At 53.5% G+C, this 21,350-nt stretch carries 16 protein-coding genes and 1 pseudogene; 7 read left to right on the top strand and 10 right to left on the bottom strand.

Features of this window, described 5'->3' with window-relative positions; genetic code table 11:
• Positions 1 to 5: 5 nt before the first annotated feature.
• The 3 genes from MK323_10245 to MK323_10235 form a co-directional block, all read right to left on the bottom strand.
• Entirely contained in the window at positions 6 to 998 is a 993-nt protein-coding gene (locus MK323_10245; GenBank protein MCH2482538.1) for a D-2-hydroxyacid dehydrogenase, read from the bottom strand.
• A 72-nt stretch (positions 999 to 1,070) separates the two neighbouring features.
• Positions 1,071 to 2,243 (bottom strand): MFS transporter, encoded by a 1,173-nt coding sequence (locus MK323_10240; protein MCH2482537.1) that lies wholly within the window; start codon positions 2,241 to 2,243, stop codon positions 1,071 to 1,073.
• A 67-nt stretch (positions 2,244 to 2,310) separates the two neighbouring features.
• On the bottom strand, positions 2,311 to 3,339 hold the full coding sequence (locus MK323_10235; protein MCH2482536.1) for an aminotransferase class V-fold PLP-dependent enzyme: 1,029 nt from the start codon (positions 3,337 to 3,339) through the stop codon (positions 2,311 to 2,313).
• 396 nt (positions 3,340 to 3,735) lie between these two features.
• Here MK323_10235 and MK323_10230 point away from each other — a divergent pair, with 396 nt between their 5' ends.
• The 3 genes from MK323_10230 to MK323_10220 all read left to right on the top strand — a co-directional run bounded on the left by MK323_10230 (position 3,736) and on the right by MK323_10220 (position 7,491).
• A complete protein-coding gene (locus tag MK323_10230; GenBank protein ID MCH2482535.1) occupies positions 3,736 to 5,703 on the top strand; it encodes an FAD-dependent oxidoreductase in 1,968 nt (655 codons plus the stop codon).
• A 6-nt stretch (positions 5,704 to 5,709) separates the two neighbouring features.
• Positions 5,710 to 7,026, top strand: a complete 1,317-nt coding sequence (locus tag MK323_10225; protein ID MCH2482534.1) for an aspartate aminotransferase family protein — start codon at positions 5,710 to 5,712, stop codon at positions 7,024 to 7,026.
• Between the two features lie 171 nt (positions 7,027 to 7,197).
• Positions 7,198 to 7,491, top strand: coding sequence for a DUF1330 domain-containing protein (locus tag MK323_10220; GenBank protein ID MCH2482533.1), 294 nt, complete (start codon positions 7,198 to 7,200; stop codon positions 7,489 to 7,491).
• 21 nt (positions 7,492 to 7,512) lie between these two features.
• On the opposite strand, the gene MK323_10215 is transcribed toward MK323_10220, so the two are convergent.
• A complete protein-coding gene (locus MK323_10215; GenBank protein MCH2482532.1) occupies positions 7,513 to 8,607 on the bottom strand; it encodes a mandelate racemase in 1,095 nt (364 codons plus the stop codon).
• Between the two features lie 59 nt (positions 8,608 to 8,666).
• Positions 8,667 to 9,875, bottom strand: coding sequence for a phytanoyl-CoA dioxygenase family protein (locus tag MK323_10210; GenBank protein MCH2482531.1), 1,209 nt, complete (start codon positions 9,873 to 9,875; stop codon positions 8,667 to 8,669).
• A gap of 160 nt (positions 9,876 to 10,035) precedes the next feature.
• Between MK323_10210 and MK323_10205 the strand changes: the two genes are divergently transcribed.
• Complete coding sequence (locus MK323_10205) at positions 10,036 to 10,917, top strand: DMT family transporter (GenBank protein MCH2482530.1); 882 nt, start codon at positions 10,036 to 10,038, stop codon at positions 10,915 to 10,917.
• A gap of 50 nt (positions 10,918 to 10,967) precedes the next feature.
• On the opposite strand, the gene MK323_10200 is transcribed toward MK323_10205, so the two are convergent.
• Complete coding sequence (locus tag MK323_10200) at positions 10,968 to 11,573, bottom strand: gamma-glutamylcyclotransferase (GenBank protein ID MCH2482529.1); 606 nt, start codon at positions 11,571 to 11,573, stop codon at positions 10,968 to 10,970.
• A gap of 267 nt (positions 11,574 to 11,840) precedes the next feature.
• Here MK323_10200 and MK323_10195 point away from each other — a divergent pair, with 267 nt between their 5' ends.
• Together MK323_10195 and MK323_10190 are read left to right on the top strand one after the other, a co-directional pair.
• Positions 11,841 to 13,706: an ABC transporter ATP-binding protein/permease gene (locus MK323_10195; GenBank protein ID MCH2482528.1), complete on the top strand. Its 1,866-nt coding sequence runs from the start codon at positions 11,841 to 11,843 to the stop codon at positions 13,704 to 13,706.
• On the top strand, positions 13,703 to 15,568 hold the full coding sequence (locus tag MK323_10190) for an ABC transporter ATP-binding protein/permease (protein ID MCH2482527.1): 1,866 nt from the start codon (positions 13,703 to 13,705) through the stop codon (positions 15,566 to 15,568). Before MK323_10195 ends, MK323_10190 begins: the two co-directional genes overlap by 4 nt.
• A gap of 56 nt (positions 15,569 to 15,624) precedes the next feature.
• On the opposite strand, the gene MK323_10185 is transcribed toward MK323_10190, so the two are convergent.
• The 3 genes from MK323_10185 to MK323_10175 are packed head-to-tail and all read right to left on the bottom strand — an operon-like array spanning position 15,625 to position 19,764.
• The gene (locus MK323_10185) at positions 15,625 to 16,410 is read right to left on the bottom strand and encodes an enoyl-CoA hydratase/isomerase family protein (protein ID MCH2482526.1); all 786 of its coding nucleotides are present in this window, start codon (positions 16,408 to 16,410) and stop codon (positions 15,625 to 15,627) included.
• A gap of 48 nt (positions 16,411 to 16,458) precedes the next feature.
• Positions 16,459 to 18,591, bottom strand: coding sequence for an acetate--CoA ligase family protein (locus MK323_10180; GenBank protein ID MCH2482525.1), 2,133 nt, complete (start codon positions 18,589 to 18,591; stop codon positions 16,459 to 16,461).
• 15 nt (positions 18,592 to 18,606) lie between these two features.
• Positions 18,607 to 19,764, bottom strand: coding sequence for an acyl-CoA dehydrogenase family protein (locus tag MK323_10175; protein ID MCH2482524.1), 1,158 nt, complete (start codon positions 19,762 to 19,764; stop codon positions 18,607 to 18,609).
• Between the two features lie 96 nt (positions 19,765 to 19,860).
• Here MK323_10175 and MK323_10170 point away from each other — a divergent pair, with 96 nt between their 5' ends.
• The gene (locus MK323_10170) at positions 19,861 to 20,913 is read left to right on the top strand and encodes an acyl-CoA/acyl-ACP dehydrogenase (GenBank protein MCH2482523.1); all 1,053 of its coding nucleotides are present in this window, start codon (positions 19,861 to 19,863) and stop codon (positions 20,911 to 20,913) included.
• A gap of 18 nt (positions 20,914 to 20,931) precedes the next feature.
• Here the strand turns inward: MK323_10170 and MK323_10165 are convergent.
• Positions 20,932 to 21,027: pseudogene (locus MK323_10165) on the bottom strand (VOC family virulence protein).
• Between the last annotated feature and the right edge of the window lie 323 nt (positions 21,028 to 21,350).

Genomic DNA, 21,350 nt, shown 5'->3' with positions numbered 1-21,350 from the left:
TTGAGTCAAGTCGGCGCAATGAAAAATCGAGGATCGACCTCATCATCAGGTGTTCCGTCCTTCAGATAGCGACGAAGATTATCCAGGAACTGTTCCGTCCCCCGACCCGAGGTACCATCGCCGCGATTGGACATATGTGCCGTGATGATCACATTCGGGTGTGTCCAGTAAGGATGCTCTACCGGCAACGGCTCCACTGAAAACGCATCCAGCACCGCGAACTCCGGTCGACCGTGTTCGAGTCCGGTTATCAACGCTGAATCGTCGATCAAACCGCCGCGTGCAACATTGATCAACAGTGATCCTTTTTTCATGGCAGTGACAAACGCCACATCAACAAGCCCGGTAGTCTCCGTATTTTCAGGACACGCCAACACCACTACATCGCTTTTTGCCAGAGTGGTAGACAACTCCGCCCGGCCGACGACCTCATCTGCGGCTGGGTCTGAGGTACCGGAACGGCGCAGCGTTGTGATATGGCAGTTAAACGCTCGCGCTCGTTGTGCGACACGACGTCCGATATGGCCGAAACCAACAATCAGCCAGCGGCTGCCGTAAAGTTCCCTGAATCTCTTGCTTTTCCATTCGGTTGCACGCTGTGACGCCAGTCGAAACTCGATATCCTGAAAATAGTAAAGGGCGTATGCCAGGGTGTATTCTGCGATTGCGATCGATTGTGCATAACTCTTACTCAGTCGTACACCGCGCTCTGCCAGTGCACTGTACAGGGGATCGTCAAGCCCGGCATGCCCGGTCTGGACCCAACGCAGGCTGTCAAACTGCAATAGGGTCTCGACATATTTTCTCATTTTTCCGCGGGCCAAGATATCGAAGCTGATCCAACCGATTTCCGGTTCAATGGCGTCGGCATCAACGGTTTGACCGCCCAGTGAGAATCTGCCATCAGTATGCCAGCAAACAATCCGCAAGCCATCATGATGTGCTAACGCTTCGCTAAGCCGCGGCAACGATTCCTCAAACACAAGCAGGTCTACCATATTTAACTGATCATCCGTTCAAAATTCTTGAATCAGGTCAACTGGTCATCGGCTGCGAAGCGTCAGCTTAGCTCAAAGTGAAACGGGTTGTTTTCGGACCGCCCTTCCAGCGCTGGGTAACCAGAATGCGCACAAAACCGCGACCACAGCTGCAGCAGAAAAGAGCAGGTAGAGCACACCAAAAGTTCCGGTCCGGTCAAACAGATCGCCTGCCACATAAACCGTCAAACCACCGATGCCCAGTGCCAGAACAAATCGGGCACCGTATGCCAGCGAGCGCCATCTGAATGGCGTGTACCGAGCCACCAACATATTCTCTGCCGCTGCAAAAGTCACCAGAAACGACATCGCTAAAAACATCGCCAATATGAGACGGTACCCCGAAGCGGTCGCAACCAGTATCAATGCCGGTACCAGCAACATCCAGAACACAAGGTAGATCCTTCGCGGAGAATAGCGATCTGCTAGCCAGCCACCGATAAAGCTGCACACTGATGATAACCCGATGACAGTACCGGTGAGTATCCCAATCCCCGTGTATGAATCCGTAAAAGTGACCGTTAACCCCACTTCGAACACCTTCGGCGCTGTGTTCATCATGCCGGCGTATACAAAACCGTTGCAAGCCATGGTCACGAGCAGCACCAGAAATACACGACGATAGTCGCCAGGGGCAGGCGCTGGCATCGGTACACGATCAGCATTGCGGTCCGATACCCAGCCCTGAGCCCAGGCAACCCATAGCAAGGCCCCCGTCAAAATTGCTGCGGCACCGGGCAACACAAAGGCTGCTCTCCAGGAGACATAATCAATCATCACTCCTACGAACACCGGCGCCACAGCACTGCCGAGATGGCCAAATGCGCCGTTGACACCCAGGGCCAGGCCCTGCCGGCGCGCGCACGCGACCAGCCAGGCAATCCCCACCGGATGGTAGATCGACGCAAAAAGACCTATCAGTGACAGCCCGATAAACAGACTGGTGGTATTCGTTGCCAAGCCGGTGAATGCTGTAGAAACACCAATCCCAATAAAGAAAATTACAAGCATTCCCACCTGACTCCACCGATCACCAAACCAGCCTGCGGGCAGCGAGCCCACACCAAACAGGATAAGGCCCACGCTCGAAAGACCCAGCATCTCACCATAAGACAGATCAAATTTACTGGGCAAATAAAGCACGGCAGTGGCATAGAGAATGGTCAGCATATGTGTAAACACATGGCCGGCATTCGAAAATGCCATGGAAACGAAGGGCTCGGTATCAATTCGACCGGCGTACAAATTTGTCAGTGCCCAAGATAACGGCTTTTCATGCCGCGGGGAGATGGTCTACAGCCTCGAACAGGCGCTCCACTTCATTTGCCTCGTTGTAGAGATACGGGCTCACCCGCATCGCATCTCCACGTTTACTGACGTAAACACCCAATGAGGCGAGTCTGTCCTGGAGATCCTCGGGCCATCCTTGGTGCCGGCGTATGCCGATGATATGCGGGACCCGGCAGTGCTTGGGTGGCACCAGCATGCCTCGATCCAGAGCAGCGGCTTCTACAAGATCTGTCAGCATTTCTATGGACCGGCTGATTCGTTCTAGTCGCCATTCGATCAACTGGTCCAGTGCCTTAATAGCCATGGCGGGCAGTATTGGATTATTGCGTTCACCCATATCAAACCGACGTGCGCCAGAGGCTCCGTCCATATCATCTCCCCGCATCATACCCAGAGGGGGGGTATCACTAAGCGTCCAAGTGTAATGCTCGATTGGTTGCGCTGAATGATGCCGGGGTGCCGCGTATAAAAAACTGAACGCATAGGGACACAACAGCCACTTGTACCCGGATGCAATCATGAAGTCAGGATCAATCTCGTTTACATCCAGTTCCATTGCACCGGCCGACTGCGTGGCATCGACGACCAGAGCAGCATCGACCTCACGACAGCGTCGCCCCAGCGCAACCAGATCGATCGAACTGCCGTCGGTCCACCGGCAGGGCGCGGTTGCAACAATCGCGGTGTTGTGATCGATGTGCGCAAGAATCGCGGCGGTCCAGTCCCAGTCATCAGGCGTGGGGACGATAGTGAGCTTGGCGCCAACCTCCAGTGTTTTAAGGTACCAGGCGTGGAAATTAGAAGGGAATTGGTCTTCGATGACGACTATATTCTGTCCCGCGAGAACCGGCAGGGTCTCAGCAGCCAGTTTTATCCCGTAGCTCGTTGAATGAACCAATGCAATGTTGTCCGCCCCGCTCCTGACGAGCGTGCCATAGGCGGACCGGCAGCGCTCAATTTCGTCTGCAGTACGATCTCTGCTTTGGGCATCCCATGGCTGGGCCTTTCTCATCACACTTTCTTGACCCGCGCGACAAGATGTTTGCAGTAGAGGCCCCTGAGAGGCACAGTTGAGATAGACAATATCCTCTGGGATGTCGAACATCGCCCTCTGATTGGACAATCGGTCTATCATGTGCTTCTCATCGTAATCCCTGGCTGGTCGTACGCTTACCCATTTCTAGAAGTGGCTACGCTATAAGATCCCGCTGTATACGCGCTTTTCAAGCATGCGTGCATCGACTTAGTCTAACCTTAAGCCCGCATTGCAGAACTGATTGTATTCGCTATCGGCATGGCATAATGCACAACCAGATCTGACTCGTGACGGACTGGTTGAGTCTGATCGCGATCAGTCATCAAACTGGCCTGGACTCTATATCCCATGTACTTATGCTTGAGCGCGTAAATGACAGATAGCAGCGCCTCTCATTTTCCACAACTATTCTCACCTTTTAGGTTAGGCCATACGGAAACACCGAACCGTATTGTCTCAACCAGCCATGGCACGAACATGGCCAGCGAAGGCATTCCGACACCGCAACTGATTGCCTACCATGAGGCCAAGGCACGAGGAGGTTGTGGCACGGTAATGATGTTCGGCAGCGGCGCGGCCTCACCGTTGACACCGATTATGAACAATCACGTGAACCTTTGGGATGATCGTGCTAAAAATGGACTCCGTGACGCGGCACACGCTATCAAGCAACACGGCGCACTGGCTATCAGCCAGGTCACGTCAATGGGTCGTCGAACCAATCTTCACGCTGACATCTTCGGTCGGGGCCCTTCAGCTACGTCGTGTGAACTGTCTCCGGCAATTCCTCATGTCCTGACAATCGGTGAAATAGAGCAGATCACAGCCGATTACGCTCAAGCATGTGCCACGCTCAAAGATTGTGGCTTTGATGGAGCCGATCTTGCCTTTTACGACGACCAGCTGCCGGATCAGTTCTGGAGTCCTCAAACCAATCATCGACGTGACCGTTACGGTGGTGTACTGGAGAACCGACTGCGATTTTCTCTCGATGTTCTGGAAGCGATACGTGGCGCTGTAGGCCGGGAATTTATCGTTGGCGCCCGAGTATCCGGTGATGATCGACTGCCGGGTGGACTGTCACCCGAGGAACTCCTGGAGATCATCCAACGACTGGATCGTACAGAGCAACTCGACTATTTCACGGTGACAGGCGGTACGATCTCGACTTTTCGCTCACGTGGTTGGAACATCCCATCGGCCTACTACGGCCTGGGCACCTTCGTCACTCTGGCTGGTCGGATCCGATCTACCGTAAACACCCCGGTAATTGTGACCGGCCGAATCGTGACCCCGGCTCAGGCTGAACAGGTACTTAAGAGTGGCGCGGCTGACCTAGTCGGCATGACCCGTGCACTGATCGCTGATCCGGATCTTCCAACAAAAGCTAGGAACCAGCAGCCTGAACAAATTCGTGTGTGCATGGGCTCAAATGAAGGCTGCATTGACCGGCTGTATTTCGGACTGCCGATTGGCTGTGTACAGAACCCAGTTGTCGGCAGAGAACAATCCTGGGGAAATCTTACGCCAGCTACAAAACCTCGGCATATTGTGGTGATTGGTGGGGGGCCGGCAGGTATGGAAACCGCCCGGGTTGCAGCCTCCCGACAGCACCAGGTAACGCTTCTTGAACGTGACAATAAACTGGGCGGTGCTATACAGATAGTAGCCCGAGCATCCGGATGGGAAAGCTACTTGCAGTGCGTCACCTGGCTTAAGAATCAGCTACAGGACCTTGAGATCGACATTCGACTCGAGACTGATGCCACGACTAACCTGATCTGTTCACTGTCACCCGATGCGGTCGTTGTGGCGACTGGCGCAGAACCAAGAAGACCAAATCTAGCCGGTGCCAACCTACCTCATGTTGTTACGGTTTCGGACATCCTCAGTGGTAGTGCAAACCCATCGGGGCGCTGCGTGATACTGGATGAAACCGGGTATACACCTGGTGCTACAACTGCTGATACCTTAAGTCAGTTGGGGTATGACGTTGAGATCGTGACCCGTCAGTATGCATTGGGCGAAGACATTGGCACCACTGTCAGGGCCGTCCTGCACGAACGTTTGTTGCGCACTGGTGTCAGGATCACCACTTTGCACACACCCGTCGAGATCACGACTTCCGGGGTTCGCTTGATGCATGTGCTTACAGATGAAGAACGTTTTATTGAAGCAGACACCGTGGTCCTTTCTTCCAGTGGTATCGGGCGCGACGCGCTCCACCGTGAACTGGGTGAAGGAAACAACTATGAACTCCATCTAATTGGGGATGCTTTTGCTCCCCGTCACTTGAGACATGCCATGGTGGATGGCGCCCGGACCGGACGGGCACTGTAGGGACTTATGTCCTGGCCTGATCAATCGTCGCTGTCGCAAGCTCTGTTCACCCGGGCGCAGAAGGTTCTCCCAGGTGGTATTTCAAGGCTACAAACGCTGGTTCAGCCGTTTCCGATCTATGCCACCGAGGGTCAAGGCGCAACGATAATAGATGCCGACGGTGTGACGCGCACAGATTTTATGAATAACTTTGCCTCTCTGATCCACGGACATGCACATCCAGAAATTCTCAGCTCTGTCACTGAGGCTATGCACAAAGGCACCTGCTTTTCGATGCCCACGGAGCTAGAAATTCAGCTCGCCGAATTAATTGTAGACCGAGTCAAACGGGTCGAGAAAATCCGTTTCTGTAACAGTGGGACAGAAGCTGTGATGCTTGCCATCAAAGCAGCGCGGGCGCGGACGAACCGACCCTGCATCGCTAAGATTGAAGGTGCCTATCACGGGATGTATGACTATGCAGAAGTCAGTTTAGATTCTTCGCCGGATAATTGGGGTGACGCGCCTACCCCGTTAGCCTATACCCGCGGTACCCCTATGAGCGTCTTAGAAGACACTATCGTCATACCGCTCAATGACAGCAACACCAGCGAGCGGCTATTGCGTGACTGTGGCGACAGATTGGCTGGCGTACTGATCGACCCTGTACCGTTGTCCTGCGGGCTGGTACCGATGGCCGATCATTTTATCGACATGCTGCATCGCGTAAGCCGTGAACTCGGTGCGCTGATCATTGCTGACGAGGTCATTGCATTCCGTCTTGACTATCATGGTGCACAGTCAAGGTTTGGGATCAACCCAGACCTCACAACTTTTGCCAAGATTATTGGCGGCGGCTTCCCTGTTGGAGCCATTGGGGGAACTGAAGATGCCATGTCTGTTTTTAGCCATAATCAAGGCAAACCCCCAAACTCATCTAGTGGAACATTCACAGCAAACCCAGTATCGATGGCGGCGGGACTCAAGACACTAGAGATGCTAGACACCAAAGCCTACGATTACCTGGAAGATCTAGGCACTTACGCCAGACATGTCGTGGAGAATGCATTTGCTGCGAGTGGATTCAAGGGACAAGTAAGCGGGGTCGGTAGCATGTTTCACTTGCATCTTCATGATCGTGAAGTGACTGACTACCGAACATTCTTCCAGACTGAGGCTGAAGCTGGAGCGACCACCCGACTTCATCTTAGACTTCTTGATTCCGGATACATTCTCTCACCTAAATTGGGTGGTTTTCTGTCTACCGTGAACACACGAGACCAAATCGACGGATTCGGCAATGCGCTAGCCACTGCCCTCACCATTGAGATGCCTACACGTTGACGCATTCGGTACCCGTCGGAATCCAACTCTACGAAACTATAGATTTAGGCTGTCGCACATAGATTCGCATTATCAAAATCCCAGCGCGCTGCATATAATCGGGACTGGCAGTTCCAATTGAAAACGACTGTTCGATAGATCGTCCAACATTCAATCACAATGGAGGAAAATATGGCTAAAGGATACTGGATTAGTGCTTATCGTGAAATCAATGATCCTGCAAAGCTGGCAGCCTATGCGGAGCTGGCAGCGCCGGCAGTCAAGGCTAACGGCGGGAATTTCTTGGTTCGAGGAGGCGCAATTACGGCCAAAGAAGCTGGCGTGGCAGAACGCACAGTGGTAGTCGAGTTCCCCAGTTATGATGCCGCGCTGAGTACTTACCAAAGTGATGCGTATCAGGCGGCCCTTGAAAAACTCGCAGACGGTGTGGTGCGGGATTTTCGAATTGTCGAGGGCTCTGAATAGGTACTCACGACATCAGCTGCATTACTCCACCTGATAACGCGCGACGGCTTCTGTATTCCATTCGATACCATTACCGACAGTCGTCGGTACTTGCACCTTTCCGCCCAACGCAACTGTAGGCTCACGAATAATTGGGCTGGCCCAGTCGACATACTCAAGCCAGTGCGCATTGTTGGTCGTGGCCATCAGGTGAATGCTGATCTCTGGGAAAAGATGAGTAGATACTGGAATGCTTTCAGCTTCCGGCAGGGTGACGGCTGCACGCCAGCCTGAAACCCCGGCAATACGCTGTACGTCTAGCATATAGTAGTCAGCGGCTTTGGCTTTCAGAGCTTTCTGGAATTCAAGCGGGTTGAGCAGGTTCTCACCCGTCTGAATCGGAGTATCCACCGCAGCCGCCAGTGCAGACGACCCATGGTAATCGTCGTAGCGAACGGGCTCCTCAATCCAGTACAACCCCTCTCCATCCAGTGCCTGACAGCGAAGAAGCGCTTCTTTTTGATCGAGCCCCTGATTGAAGTCGCTCATCAGATCAACCGTGTCGCCGCAACTGCGCTTGACTGCACGAACCACAGCAAGATCCTCTTTAAAAGTCTCATAACCGAGTCGCAGCTTGACTGCGCTGAAGTCACCTTCAGCAAGTAGCTCGTGCGCCTGGTCTGCGAGTTTCTCTGGATCCCCCTTTTCGAGCCAAAGGCCGCAACTGTTATAAGTCTTTACGTAATCCCGCGGATCACCTAACACCTTAGCTAACGGAAGGTCTTCAGATTTTGCCCGTATATCCCAGAGTGCCATGTCTAGCCCTGCGAGTACTTGGCCGAGGATCCCGTGAATATCCAACAGTCGGAGCTGTCGTCTCAGAAGTGGATCTACCTGATCGGGATCAGCGTTCATACCCCGCACCAATTCTGCTAATGCGGCCACACAGTCCATAGTTGGCTTTAACATCGATTTTAGAAATACAAACAGATAGGCGTGACCCGTCAGCCCGACATCAGTTTCTACATCAAGCAGAACTAGGGGTAGTTCGCCAATGGCGCCACTGGCTGTCACTGGTGGACGCCTGAAAGGCACGAGAACCGGTGTTGTCTTAATATTAGAAATAACAATGGTCATATCGCAATCCTTATTGTGCGTGCTGAATACGTCGAGGCATCCGCCACAGGCCCGATAGGTCAAATACTGAGGTCAAGTAAATTGTAATCATGGATCGTTTGTTTGACGCTCTCGTTCCATTCCAGCTTCTCACCGCTCTTCACAAAAGGGGCGTAGGTATAGGGTGATTCATCTGGAAACCTTTGCCGTCTGGCATCGATCCCATACCCGATCATTCGCGATCGTTTATGAATCCGTTCTTCGTCATAGACCGCTGTTGCATTGTGAACGCCACCCCCCTGAACACCCAATACGCTGGACCGCCGGTGATATCCGAGCGTGAAGGATACACGCCAGTCCGGGCTGGTATTGGCAAACGAACCGTGAACCAGTTGACGGTTATGGATCACGACGTCTCCCGGATCACAGATGTACGGGACGGCATCGGGGAGCCTCTCCGAACCGTTATCAGCCGCCCAACTCGAAATATCGACTTTGCCTAGACGATGAGAACCCGGTACCGACCAGACAGCATTGGCCGCAGTACAGCCATAGAGTTGAGCTTGAAAAGTGTACCCGTGAATACTGCTGTCCCAGTGTTTGCTGTCCCAGTGTGTCACCCCGTCTTGATGCCACGCCACAGACGCACCTAATCCAGGCTGCTTGATGAACATGGCCTCATTAAATGGCACGAAATCCTCTCCGTTCAGACATGCGGCCAACCTAAGCAAATCTGGATGAGCATACAGACGCAAAAGAGCGTCAGAAAACTGAAGTACCCCCAAAATCAGATAAACGGTTTGCTCGGGTGAATCGGCCACCGGTTCAGGTTCCAACATTTTGACTGGATGGCGGCCAGCGGCGCGATCAGTTCCACCAAACGGGTCACCCAGAGGTCGGGACCAGAACAGGCTCACTCCCTCACAGTCAACACCCAGTGCGGACCGCCCCTGTTTGTCTACGGGAGACCCTTTAGAAGTCGGTAGACGCTCAAGGATGTTAAAGACATCGACCTCGATGTCGTTGAGTTCGTCCGAACAAACCAGATTTTTCAGGACATAAAACCCGTACTTCTGAACCGCTGAACTGATATCGGGATGGAGGTCACCATTGTCCAAGAATCGCAACTGGCCGCGGTTTGGCAGTGCCAATGCACGCGACTGACCAGCACGGATATAGGCTTGCATGGCCTGTTCGTGCACGCCGTAGTCAGCACGGTGAGCGACCTGCTCTTTGTTGATAACTAAAGGTTCTGTCATGGTGGCTGTACGAACAGGGAACAGCGTCATTCGTATCAAGCCAGTATAGGATAGAAACGCCTGTTGTTGCCGTAATTCTCGAAGCCGTGGAACCGGTCAGGCAGGACGTCAGGCAGCTAAACTTATCGACGAGGTTGCTCTGCGTGTCAATGCCGTACACTGCAGCGCCAAACGTCCCTACTGGTAGACTGTGATCCCCACCTTTGACCTGCTGCTCCCCGTCGTACTCGCACTGCTTGCCGCAGTGCTTTTTGCATTCGGTAATCAGTGCTCACGTATTGCCCTGCGTTTTACAGATTCACAGACCGCCGCTTTATTCCAGATTGGTGTGAGTACGGCTTTGTACTGGCTCATAGCGCCGTTTTATCTTGAAATTAGCTTCTGGAATTCGCCGGTACTTCCACTTCTTGCCGCGATTGGGCTGATTCGACCTCTGCTTTCAGCAAACCTTGGCATGGCAGGTACCCGGATACTTGGCCCAACGATCTCCAGCACTTTAGCGGCCACCGCCCCTTTGTTTGGCGTAGCATTAGGTGTCGTACTGCTTGCAGAAACACTAACTTGGGAGGTCGCACTCGGGACAGCTGGAATTGTTTTTGCTGTCGCTATCTTGTCTTGGCAACGCGACTCGGGTCGAACCTGGCCGATGATTGCCCTGTTGCTGCCTATAGGTGCCGCCGTGCTTCGAAGCCTGGCCCATGCTCTGGCCAAAATCGGTCTTGAAACGCTGCCCAGCCCATTTTTCGTCGCATTGATTGCTTACACAGTATCCTTCCCAATCGCGCTGGCTAATGATCTTCGAATCCGGCGACATAATCCCCGCAGACTATCCACAGCAGGGCTGAAGTGGCTAGTCATCACAGGACTGATCTATGCTGTATCCGTACTGGTGATGAATACAGCACTGATGTCTGGGCGGCTGATCGTCGTCAGTCCAATAGTCGCCTGTTCACCGTTGTTTACGTTACTCCTGGGTCGGTTCGTGTTTCGAGAAGAGGCCCTGAACCGCAAGGTTGCAGTTGCTGTTCTGCTCGTGGTTCCCAGCGTCGTCCTGATTGGTCTGCGTGCCTGAACGTTTTAACCTGACAGAATCTGTCAACAGACTTAAGGCATGGCAGGCTTTTATCCGGAGGTTTGGAGATTGACGCGTCTCAGCAGTCCCTCCAGTGGTAGATCTTGGATTCCGGCCTTTCTTAAGGCATCGATCGTGTTCACGAGGTAATCGCGGCAGGAACCCAGTTCGCCTACCGCAGAACTGATCATTGCGGCCTGAGTCTCCTCAGAAAGGTCACCCGCACACTGCGGATGAGACTCATCGACTACAAAGGTCAATGCTGTGGTAAATTTTGAATCTACCTCTACGCTGACCCACTGTGGCTGATACACAGCCGTCAGCATTTCTCGTTCCCAGATCGACGTCAGAGCCTCAGATCTGCCATCCTTCGGCAGCGGCAGAAGAACACCTTCGCAAGACGCAGAATTAACGCGAAGCCCCACACCGAGACCAGGGCTATCCGGTACACCCCGTGCTTCGACCGTGAAAACACAAAAATCACGTCTATAACCATGAAGTATGGCTTTGCATCTTGACTGCACTTCAAAACAAGGTCGCCAAATCAGTGATCCATAAGCGAACAACGAAATCGCTTCCGGGTCTGGTGCTGATTCAATCGCGCGTTGAAGCGATTGCCTCCGCTCACGAGTGGTTAGATGGTCAAAACGCTTCATGCTATTACGCCCCTATAGTTTCAACCACACCCATTCAACGTTTTGAACACTCCCGCAACTAAGGCTATCACTACCGAACAGCGAACCGACACCGTATAATGCGCTGCTCATTTTATATGCCTTATTGCCGACTATTCATCCGTTTGACCATTCTTTCTTTTCGATTGCACGTCAACAATCGTTCCTCAACATGCTGACCACCCGGCAGTATCGTGGCTTCGGATCAATTGTCGGTATCGTGGACATACCAGTCAAAGCAGCGAACGGATGAAGCCAATTCCGACCGCTCAACCCTCGCGTGCGGAGGAATTTCGCTCCGCACGAAAACTAGACATCGAGATTCTCGCGCGGATCATCGCTAGCGTTCTGCATTATCCCGCCCGCGTTGCCATTGCAGTGGCCGCGACCCTTCTGTCATCATCGTTCCTGCTGTTCATCCCCCGCTATGTCGGGCAGGCCGTAGATCACGCACAGGGGCTAATCGGGGAGCAGGCGACAACATCCGGAGAGATTGAAAACGCCCTGTTATTTGCCGGCCTGATGATCATTGGTCTGAGTATCCTGCGTGGGCTGTTTGCGGTCGTACAGAACTATTTTGGAGAATCGGTCGATCATTGTCTTGCGGCTGAACTTCGCAAACGTTTCTATAATCGCGTGCAGCAGCTGGACCAGTCTTTTCACGACCATGCCCATACTGGCGACCTGATTACGCGTGGCATGCTCGACCTTGAGGGTATTCGATATTTTCCCAGCACGGGTCTGATCCGGACCTTGATGCTGCTGGTACTCGTGACTGGTGGGGCCGTGATATTGCTGTCGACCAATTTTGTGCTGGGTCTGGTTGCACTCAGTTTCGTTCCGGTGATAGCTGTGCGCTCGGCAGTCGCCCGGCTACAGTTGCGGTATCTATGGCTCAAGCAACAGGAAAGACTTACCTACCTGACCAATTTCATGGAAGAAAATCTAACGGGTATTCGTACCGTCAGAGCATTTTTCGCTCGTGATCATGAAATAGGTCGCTTCAAAATCCATTCGGCAGGCGTACTGGAAATTTCTTTTCAGCGGCTGATGGCCAGGGTACGGAATATGACCTTTATGGGGTTGGTGTTCTATGCCGCGATGACTGCCGTATTGTGGGTCGGCGGAAACATGGTCCTCAGCGAACAGATCACAGTCGGCCGGCTTACAGAATTTCTAGCGTTCATGATGATCTTGCAGATGCCGGTTCGCCAGATCGGTATGACCGTGAACTCCTACGCAAGAGCATCGACCTGTGGTGCAAGACTTTTTGCTGTACTCGACGAACCGAGTCTCGTCGACACCAACACTGGCCTTCCACGCCTTAAAGTCACCCAAGGTGCAGTAAGGTTTGAAAATGTTGATTTCCAGTATCCACTCAGTAAATCCGGCGAAAACATCATTTCTGGCATCAGTTTCGAAATTGGATCGGGTCGCACACTGGGCATTGTCGGACCGCCGGGCAGTGGCAAGTCCACCATTGCCCGTCTGATTCCTCGTTTTTATGATCCCACGGCCGGCAGAATTTTGATTGATGGTCAGGACATTGCCCAAGTGTCTATCGCGTCACTTCGTCGAACAATCGGTGGCGTACAACAGGACTCGTTCCTGTTCACGGCATCGGTCGACCATAACGTGGCCTATGGCGACCCGTCGACAGATATGGATCAAATCGTGCAGGCCAGTACAGATGCCCAGATCCACAGTTTTATTGAGGAACTGCCCCGAAACTACCAGACACTGGTGGGTGAGGACGGCGTGTCACTATCAGGCGGACAGCGACAGCGAGTATCCATCGCCCGCGGTACACTGACCGATGCGCCTATCTTTATTTTCGATGACGCCACTGCAGCAATAGACGCAGGCACGGAACAGCGCATCCGCCGAGCACTTAAAGCGCGAGCCGGCACGCACACCACGATCATCATCTCTCATCGTCTCGTCAGTATCATGCATGCTGATGAGATTCTTTTCCTCGACGAGGGCTGCATTGTTGAGCGCGGCACCCATGAGCAGTTGCTCGCGCTGAAAGGGAGATATTTCGAACTCCATTCTCTGCAGCTTAGGGATGAACACCGGTCACCCCATCTGACTGAACGCGTAAAGCCAGCATGAGACTGATAACCGAGAACCCGGGGGCTGCATCTGGAGCCCAGCCCGAACGTGCTGTAGTCGGTGCCCAGATCAGCCACGATGAAGAGATGTTCGGCCGTGCATTCGACGGCCGTGTTATACGGCGCTTTTTTTCATTTGTATGGCCGTACCGAGGGACAGTGGTGCTCGCACTATTGGCTGTACTGGTGTTCGTCTGCACGCAGCTGGCCATTCCGCTGGTCATCCTGTATGCCATTGACCACACCTTGAGCCCAACGACTGAAGCGACCACTACGCTCGGCACCGTGGTTATGGTATTCGCCGGCGTGATTCTGGTGAATTTCCTGGCCAACTACCTGCAGGAACTACTGGTCGGGCGTGTCGCAGAGACTGTTATTGTCGACCTGCGACGCGCAATGTTTTCCCACCTCCAGCGGGTCGCTTTGTCTTTCATGGACAAAACCGAAGTGGGCCGAGTGATGTCACGACTTCAGAGCGATACCGGCACGCTGCAGGAGTATCTGGAGAGCTCAGTATTTGCAATTGGCGATCTCGCGCTGCTGTTGGGGATCACGATTACTTTACTGGTGCTCAATGTTGAACTGGGCGCACTCACACTGTCCATCATGCCCGTGCTGCTGTTAGTCAGATATTTCTGGTTGCCGCATGCCCGTGCAGCATTCCGCCGCGCAAGGGAAACCAACTCAATGGCGAATGGTGCGCTCGCAGAATCGATCCGGGGCATTCAAACCATACAAGTAATGGTTCGCGAGTTGGTGAATTTCCGCCTATATTCCAAGTTGTGCGACCTCAACCGCCGGGCGCACCTGCGGGCCGCCAAACTAGCCCAGGTCAACGTTCCTATAGTTGACACGCTGACCGGCGTCGCGATGGCAATCGTCATTGTTGTTGGAGGCCGCATGGTATTAAATGATGAACTTGCACTGGGCGTCATGGTCGCCTTCTTATTCTACGTTCAGAGATTTTTCGATCCCATTCGATCGCTGACCATTCAATACAGCATGATGCAAAGGGCAATGGTGTCGGGCCAGCGGATCCTTGAAGTTCTTGACGTTCCTGAAGCAATCAAAGACAAGCCCGAGGCACTGGAGCTCAAGTCCTGTGCGGGTCACATTGATTTCAGTCACGTGGACTTCGCGTACGTGAGTGATACCCCTGTACTGACTGACATCAGCTTTTCGATCAAAGCCGGTGAAAAGATCGCGCTGGTCGGACCCACTGGATCCGGCAAATCCACAGTCGCCGCGTTATTGCGCCGGTTTTATGACGTGTCGTCAGGCCAGGTACTGATTGATGGGCACGATATACGCAACCTGTCGCAGAGGTCGCTGGGCACACATATGGCGATGGTGCTGCAGGATCCCTACCTGTTCTCAGGCTCCATTTTCGAGAACATCCAGTATTCAAATACCGGCAAGGGATTGGCTGATGTCGAGGCCGCCGCCCGCGCTGTCAGCGCCCATGAATTTATCACCCGTCTCCCGGGCGGCTACGAGTTTATGGTGGATCAGCGCGGTGGAAATCTTTCGCTGGGACAACGCCAGTTGCTGAGTTTTGCCCGCGCCCTGGTGGCTGATACAAAAATCCTGATACTCGACGAAGCGACTGCCAATGTCGACAGTTACTCCGAGATGAAAATTCAGAAGGCGTTGAATGTTCTGCTTCGAGGGCGCACAGCCATTGTTATTGCCCACCGGCTGGCCACAGTGAGAGAGTGCGATCGAATTCTAGTACTTCACCACGGGCGCCTGGTTGAAGAAGGGAGTCACGATCAGTTGATCCTCCAGAACGGTCTTTATGCCGGGCTTCATCGGATGAACTACGGATCATTTGATGACCTCGCGGTTGGGCAAAACGACTGAGGAGATAGTGCTGCCAGTTCCGTATTGCGGTACCTTCGGTCGTTGAAAAAAGAGTGTTATTCTCCAGTAAAGTTTGGGGGTCGACGTTCAGCCATGGCTTTGATTCCTTCGTGAAAATCAGCGGTTTTACGTAAGCGACTCTGTTCCGCCAGTTCGTGCTCAGTTGCCTGAACGACTGCATCAGCCAGGCCACTGCGCAAGGTCGCTCGAATGCTCTGAACCGCGAGGGGACCGGACAATGCGACCTCGGCCGCCAGTGCCTGTGCAGCTTCGCGCACCTCATTCTGGGGTACAAGCTGATCAGCTAAACCGATCGTTACGGCATCAGTGCCGTTCACGCGTCGTCCTGTCAGTAGAAGCAGGCTGGCCTGAGTCTCACCCACGAGTCGCGGTAGCGTAACGCTGAGGCCGAAGCCCTGGTGAAATGCCAGCCGCGCAAAGTTTGCAGAAAACCGGGCTTCGGCACAGGTGATCCGGTGATCAGCAGAACAAGCGAGCCCCAGGCCTCCACCTACAGCTGCACCCTGTATTGCCGCTATCACCGGTTTCCGGGCACTGAAGACCCGGGCAGCCTCACGATACAACTGACCCGCTTGCGTATCGAGTTGTGCCTGACCCCACGACTCGCGCGCCGAGAAATCTGCCCCCGCACAAAAATGCTTTCCTTCGGAACACAGCACAACGGCCCGACAATCGTCGTCAGCATCCAGCATCTCGTAAGCATCGGCGATCGCACTGATCAACTCGTAATCAAAAAAATTGTTTGGCGGGCGGTGTATTTCTACGGTTGCCACGTGACCATCTAATTCGACTGTGATGTCGTTATCCACATTGTTTGTCATCAGGCGTTTTCTCCAGAAAAAGTCAGGGTGTCGGTTTGAAGAACCAGTTCATTGCGAGGGTTCAATCAACACATCCGCGATCGTAATGCCGTTACCGTGAGGATGAACGATCACCGGATTAAGGTCCAGGGCACGCAGTGCATCCCCCTGGGCTACAGCAAAATCTGAAACTTTAACGATGAGCTCCAACAGTGCCGGCACGTCCGCCTCGGCCCTGCCTCTGAGGCCCTGGAGCAATGGCCAGCTGCGCAGTTGTTTGACCATGCGTTGTGCCTGCCGAAGAGTCAAAGGAACCGGCAGACTGATCACGTCGTTGATCAGCTCGACCAGGATCCCGCCACTACCTAGGGTGAGTATTGGACTAAATCCAGGTTCTGTTGTGACACCGATGAGCATTTCTTCACCCGCCGATGCCATGGGCTCGATGCGGATACCCTGGATATCCGCAGTTGGCGCCTTGCGTTTCACCGCTGTCATCATCGTGTCAAATGCCTGGCCGATGGCCTCATCATCAGAAAGATCAAGTACAACGCCACCAATTTCTGTTTTGTGCGGTATCTCCCTGGACTGCAATTTCATCGCCACAGGCCCATCAAATGTCCGGGCGGCATTGATGGCATCGACCACTGAATTAACCAGTATTCCCGGTAGACAAGGGATGCCCCAGGCCAATAGATGTTCTTTAGCTTCATGCTCACTGTATGAAAGCTGTTTCATCGGCGGGCCTGAAATCGATGGCCTTATGCTGGGTGTTGCGTAAAGATCCGGTGCATCCAGCGATAGAAATAAGTGGTAGTCAGCCATTGCTGCCAGCGTCCGCGCGCTGTTAGACATACTGGTCAGACAAGGGAACCCCGCCCGTGCCAATAATGCAACCGCACGAGGATGAGCACGGGTATACGCACAAAAAATGATGGGTTTGTCTATCTCTTCCCGCAGGGTCACCAACTCGTCGAGATCCCGCTCGATATAGGTGGGATGGGCAAGTGAACCGGCCACCAGAATAGCGTCTATGCTGTCAGAGTCAGCCATGATTTTTAGGACTGGGGCGTACCCGACCGAGAAAATCACCTGGGCTGTCACATCTACCGGATTTCGTGATGTTCCGTAATCTGGCAGCAGGGGATCAATACGGCCTCGTGTTTGTTCATCCAGTACGGGCACTTCGAGACCGTTTGCCTCGCACAAATCCGCAAACCACGCACCAGCACCGCCCGATGGTGTCAGGATGCCGACCCGATGTCCCCTGGGCAGGTGATCCCGGAAAAATTTAAATCCAGCCGCGACATCGATCATATGGTCACTGTCCAGACCATTGATCACGCCACACTGTCGAAACAGCGCTTCGTAAGCCTGGTGAGAGCCTGCCAGGGAGGCCGTATGGGACGCAACAGCGTCGGCCGCTGCCTGTGAGCGACCGACTTTTGCAACGATCAATGGTTTTCCCTGACGCGCCGCCTTCACTGCTATCGGTACCAGCCTGCTGGGTGACCTGACGCCCTCGATAAACATCAAAATCACACCAGTACCCACATCATCGACCAGATAGTCAGCAACATCGAGAGCATCCAAGGTTGCTTCATTACCCGTGGTGACAACGAAGCTAAACGGCAGCGCCTTGGGTATTCCTCTGTGAAAAAAAGAAAAACCGATGCCGCCGCTTTGAGAGACCACGCCAAGACCATCGGCATCGGCAACACGGGGAAGATCCACTGGGTCCAGGTCTGAAACAGTCGGGCTGAATGTTGCAGCGAGGTCGTGTGCTGAATTAAAAAAGCCTTCTGCGTTGGGTCCGATCAAGGCCATGTCGTAACGCTGGGCGATTTCTCCGAGAGCCCGCTGCCGAGCACTACCCCGATCTCCTTTCTCTTCAGCGAAACCCGAACTGATCACGACAGCGGCCTGTATGCCCTTCCTGCCGCAGGCATCCAGTACACCAGCGACGTAGTCGGCAGGTATGGTGATAATTGCAAGGTCGACCGCACCGGGCAGTTCGTCGACCGAGGCATAACATTTCAGATTCCCGATCATCTGGTGGGATCGACTGACTGCGCAGATTGAACCGGTATAAGGATAACGCTGGATGGCTTCCACGATCCGGCCACGTATGATCGTCTTATCAGTCGACGCACCAACCAGTACAATCGATTGTGGCCAAAAAAGGGCCTTTAAATTGGCCATGTGAGATGTTTCTTACTAGCGCAGGCCCAAACCACGGGCGATGATGCCACGAAGAATTTCCCGGGTTCCGCCTTGGATTGTCAGTTTAGGTGCGATCAGTATGGCCTGCCCTAGAACCGCCTCAAACGCCTCAAAGGCTTCCTGATCGGCTGAATCATTCGTTACCAAATTCCGCGCCTCGCCAGGCAAACTCTGCTCCCAGTTGGTCCCGAGATCTTTCACCAGTGCCGCTTCGACTTGCGGCACCTTCCCTGCACTGAGCATGCCAGCAACAGATACCGACATCTGTCGTAGTGTCGACAGTTGTGCCACCAGTCGTCCGATACCCTCAGACAATCGCTTGTCCGGGTTCTTTCCGGCAACACGAATCAAGGCCTTAAGCACGGCGATGGTTTCAAGAAACCTTTCCGGACCGCTTCGCTCGTAAGCTAATTCGTTGGTAGCCTGACTGGAGGCCGTGTCGACCTCACCAATGAGATGGCTATCGGGTACAAAAACGTCGTCAAAGGTTACTTCGTTGAAGTCATGTGCGCCGGTGAGATTGCGGATCGGGCGTATGGTAATGCCTGGCGAATCCATGGCAATCAGAAACTGAGTCAAACCATATCGGCGGTTCTCGCTCGTGGCTGCAGACGTTCGCAGCAACGCAATCATGTAGTGCGACCGGTGAGCATTGCTGGTCCAGATTTTTCGACCGTTGATCCGCCAACCACCCCCTACCGGCTTTGCTGTGGACCGCAAAGAAAACAGGTCCGAACCCGCATCCGGTTCACTCATTCCGATGCAGAAATAACACTCTCCAGCAACAATTCTCGGCAATACGTCCTGTCTGACTTCATCTTTGGCGTAGCGAATCAGGACTGGACCACTCTGTCGGTCAGCAACCCAATGTGCCCAGACCGGTGCCCCAACGGCAAGCATCTCCTCGGTTACCACGAACCGTTCTAGAAAGCTCCGTTCCTGACCACCATAGGTGGTGGGCCAAGTCATACCGATAAACCCGGCTTCCCCACAGCGCCGGCTGAACTCAGGCGAGTGCGTGGTCATACCGAATCCGTCAGCTTCAAAATTTCCAGCGGCGATTTCTGCCGCCAGAAAATCGCGAACGGTCTGTCTCATTGCCTCCGCCTCTTCTGGCATCTGGACGGAGTCAAACTGTATACCCTGCGACATATCGTAAGAAGGATTTGCGTGTCGAATTCCAATTGTGCGAAATTCCGTACTCAAGCGCCAACTTTTGTTGCTCATCACCTCGGGATACACACCCTGATGTCTACAGTCGACCCCCTGATTCTTGACACATGTTCCCGACTGTTCACAGAACAGTGCTCACCGGCCGTCGTTAACACCGCCGAGGACGGCGACTGGCCTGTTGAACTTTGGACGGCAATTGAGGCCGCTGGCCTGTCATTGGCCTGGGTGCCTGAAAAGTATGGCGGTGCCGATGGTTCGCTCGCCGACGGTTTTGCGATCGCTCGGGCTGCAGCTGCTCATGCCGCCCCGGTCCCACTGGCCGAAACTCTGCTGGCCGGCTGGTTGCTGGCTGAGGCCGGCCTGAATTGTCCCACCGGCCCGATGTCAGTCGCCACAACGGTACTGACACTGGATTCAGAACAGCGATTGAACGGTTCTGCAAAACGTATCGCTTTCGCCGCCAAGTCAGAACATCTTGCAGTCCTGGCATGTACTCAGCGGGATAGCCTGTGTGCAGTACTGGTGCCCTGTTCTGGCCTGAATATCAGCCCTCATCAGAATCTGGCCGGGGAGTCGGCTGGTGATACCGCATTCACCAATAGCATACCCACTGCGGTGATCAACTGTCGGCCTGACCAATCTGCTCGCCTGAGCCAGATGGGAGCGGTAATGCGCAGTCAACAGATCGCAGGTGCTCTCGCCCATGTTCTGGGCCAGTGTATTGAGTACGCTGGCGACCGGCAGCAGTTCGGTCGCCCAATCGGTCGTTTCCAGGCAGTTCAGCACAACCTCGCCATGCTGGCAGGTGAAGCTGCAGCGGCCAGCTCGGCTGCTGATGCGGCTGTCAGGGCTATAGAGCGACACGGGCTGGATGATCCAAGAACAAGGATCGCCGTTGCCAGTGCCAAAGTGCGTTCGGGTGAGGCAGCCGGTGCCGGTGCAGCCATCGCCCATCAGGTCCACGGTGCAATGGGCTACACACACGAATACAGCTTGCAGCATTACACGCGCAGACTGTGGTCCTGGCGTGATGACTTCGGATCAGAAAGCGTGTGGGCTGTACAACTGGGTGATCAGGTCACGGCAGCCGGCCACCAGTCACTCTGGCCTGCGCTGTCGGATATCTAAATAAATTATACCGATCACTCAGTAAAACTTCAGTTCTACCACGTTCTGGTCGGGATCATAAAGATACAAAGATTGACCATCTCCACGTGCTCCCCAACGGGTTCCAGGTCCGTCGAAATACTCCTGTTTTATTCATATCTAAGTCATTGATTTGTATTATTTATTGTAGTTTTATGGTCATATCAGATATGTTCCGTCTACTAATATTTCTACTATTATCGAGTGGTAAGTCATTGACTTTAGGACATTTTGAGTTCCCATCAAACACCCTGTAATCGTCTGTGTCGTCTTTTATCTGTCTAGATACATAAAGACACTAACCTGTCTCCAAACCCTGTTAGAACTCAACTAAACCCCGTTCTAAACTGAATATCCAGACACCTCTTACCTCACTTCCCGAAATACCTCTTGATTAGCTCAGTTTCAAACGTGACCAG

The organism is Gammaproteobacteria bacterium (assembly GCA_022450155.1).
GTDB lineage: Bacteria > Pseudomonadota > Gammaproteobacteria > Arenicellales > UBA868 > REDSEA-S09-B13.
This window is presented reverse-complemented; position numbering and strand designations above follow the sequence as displayed.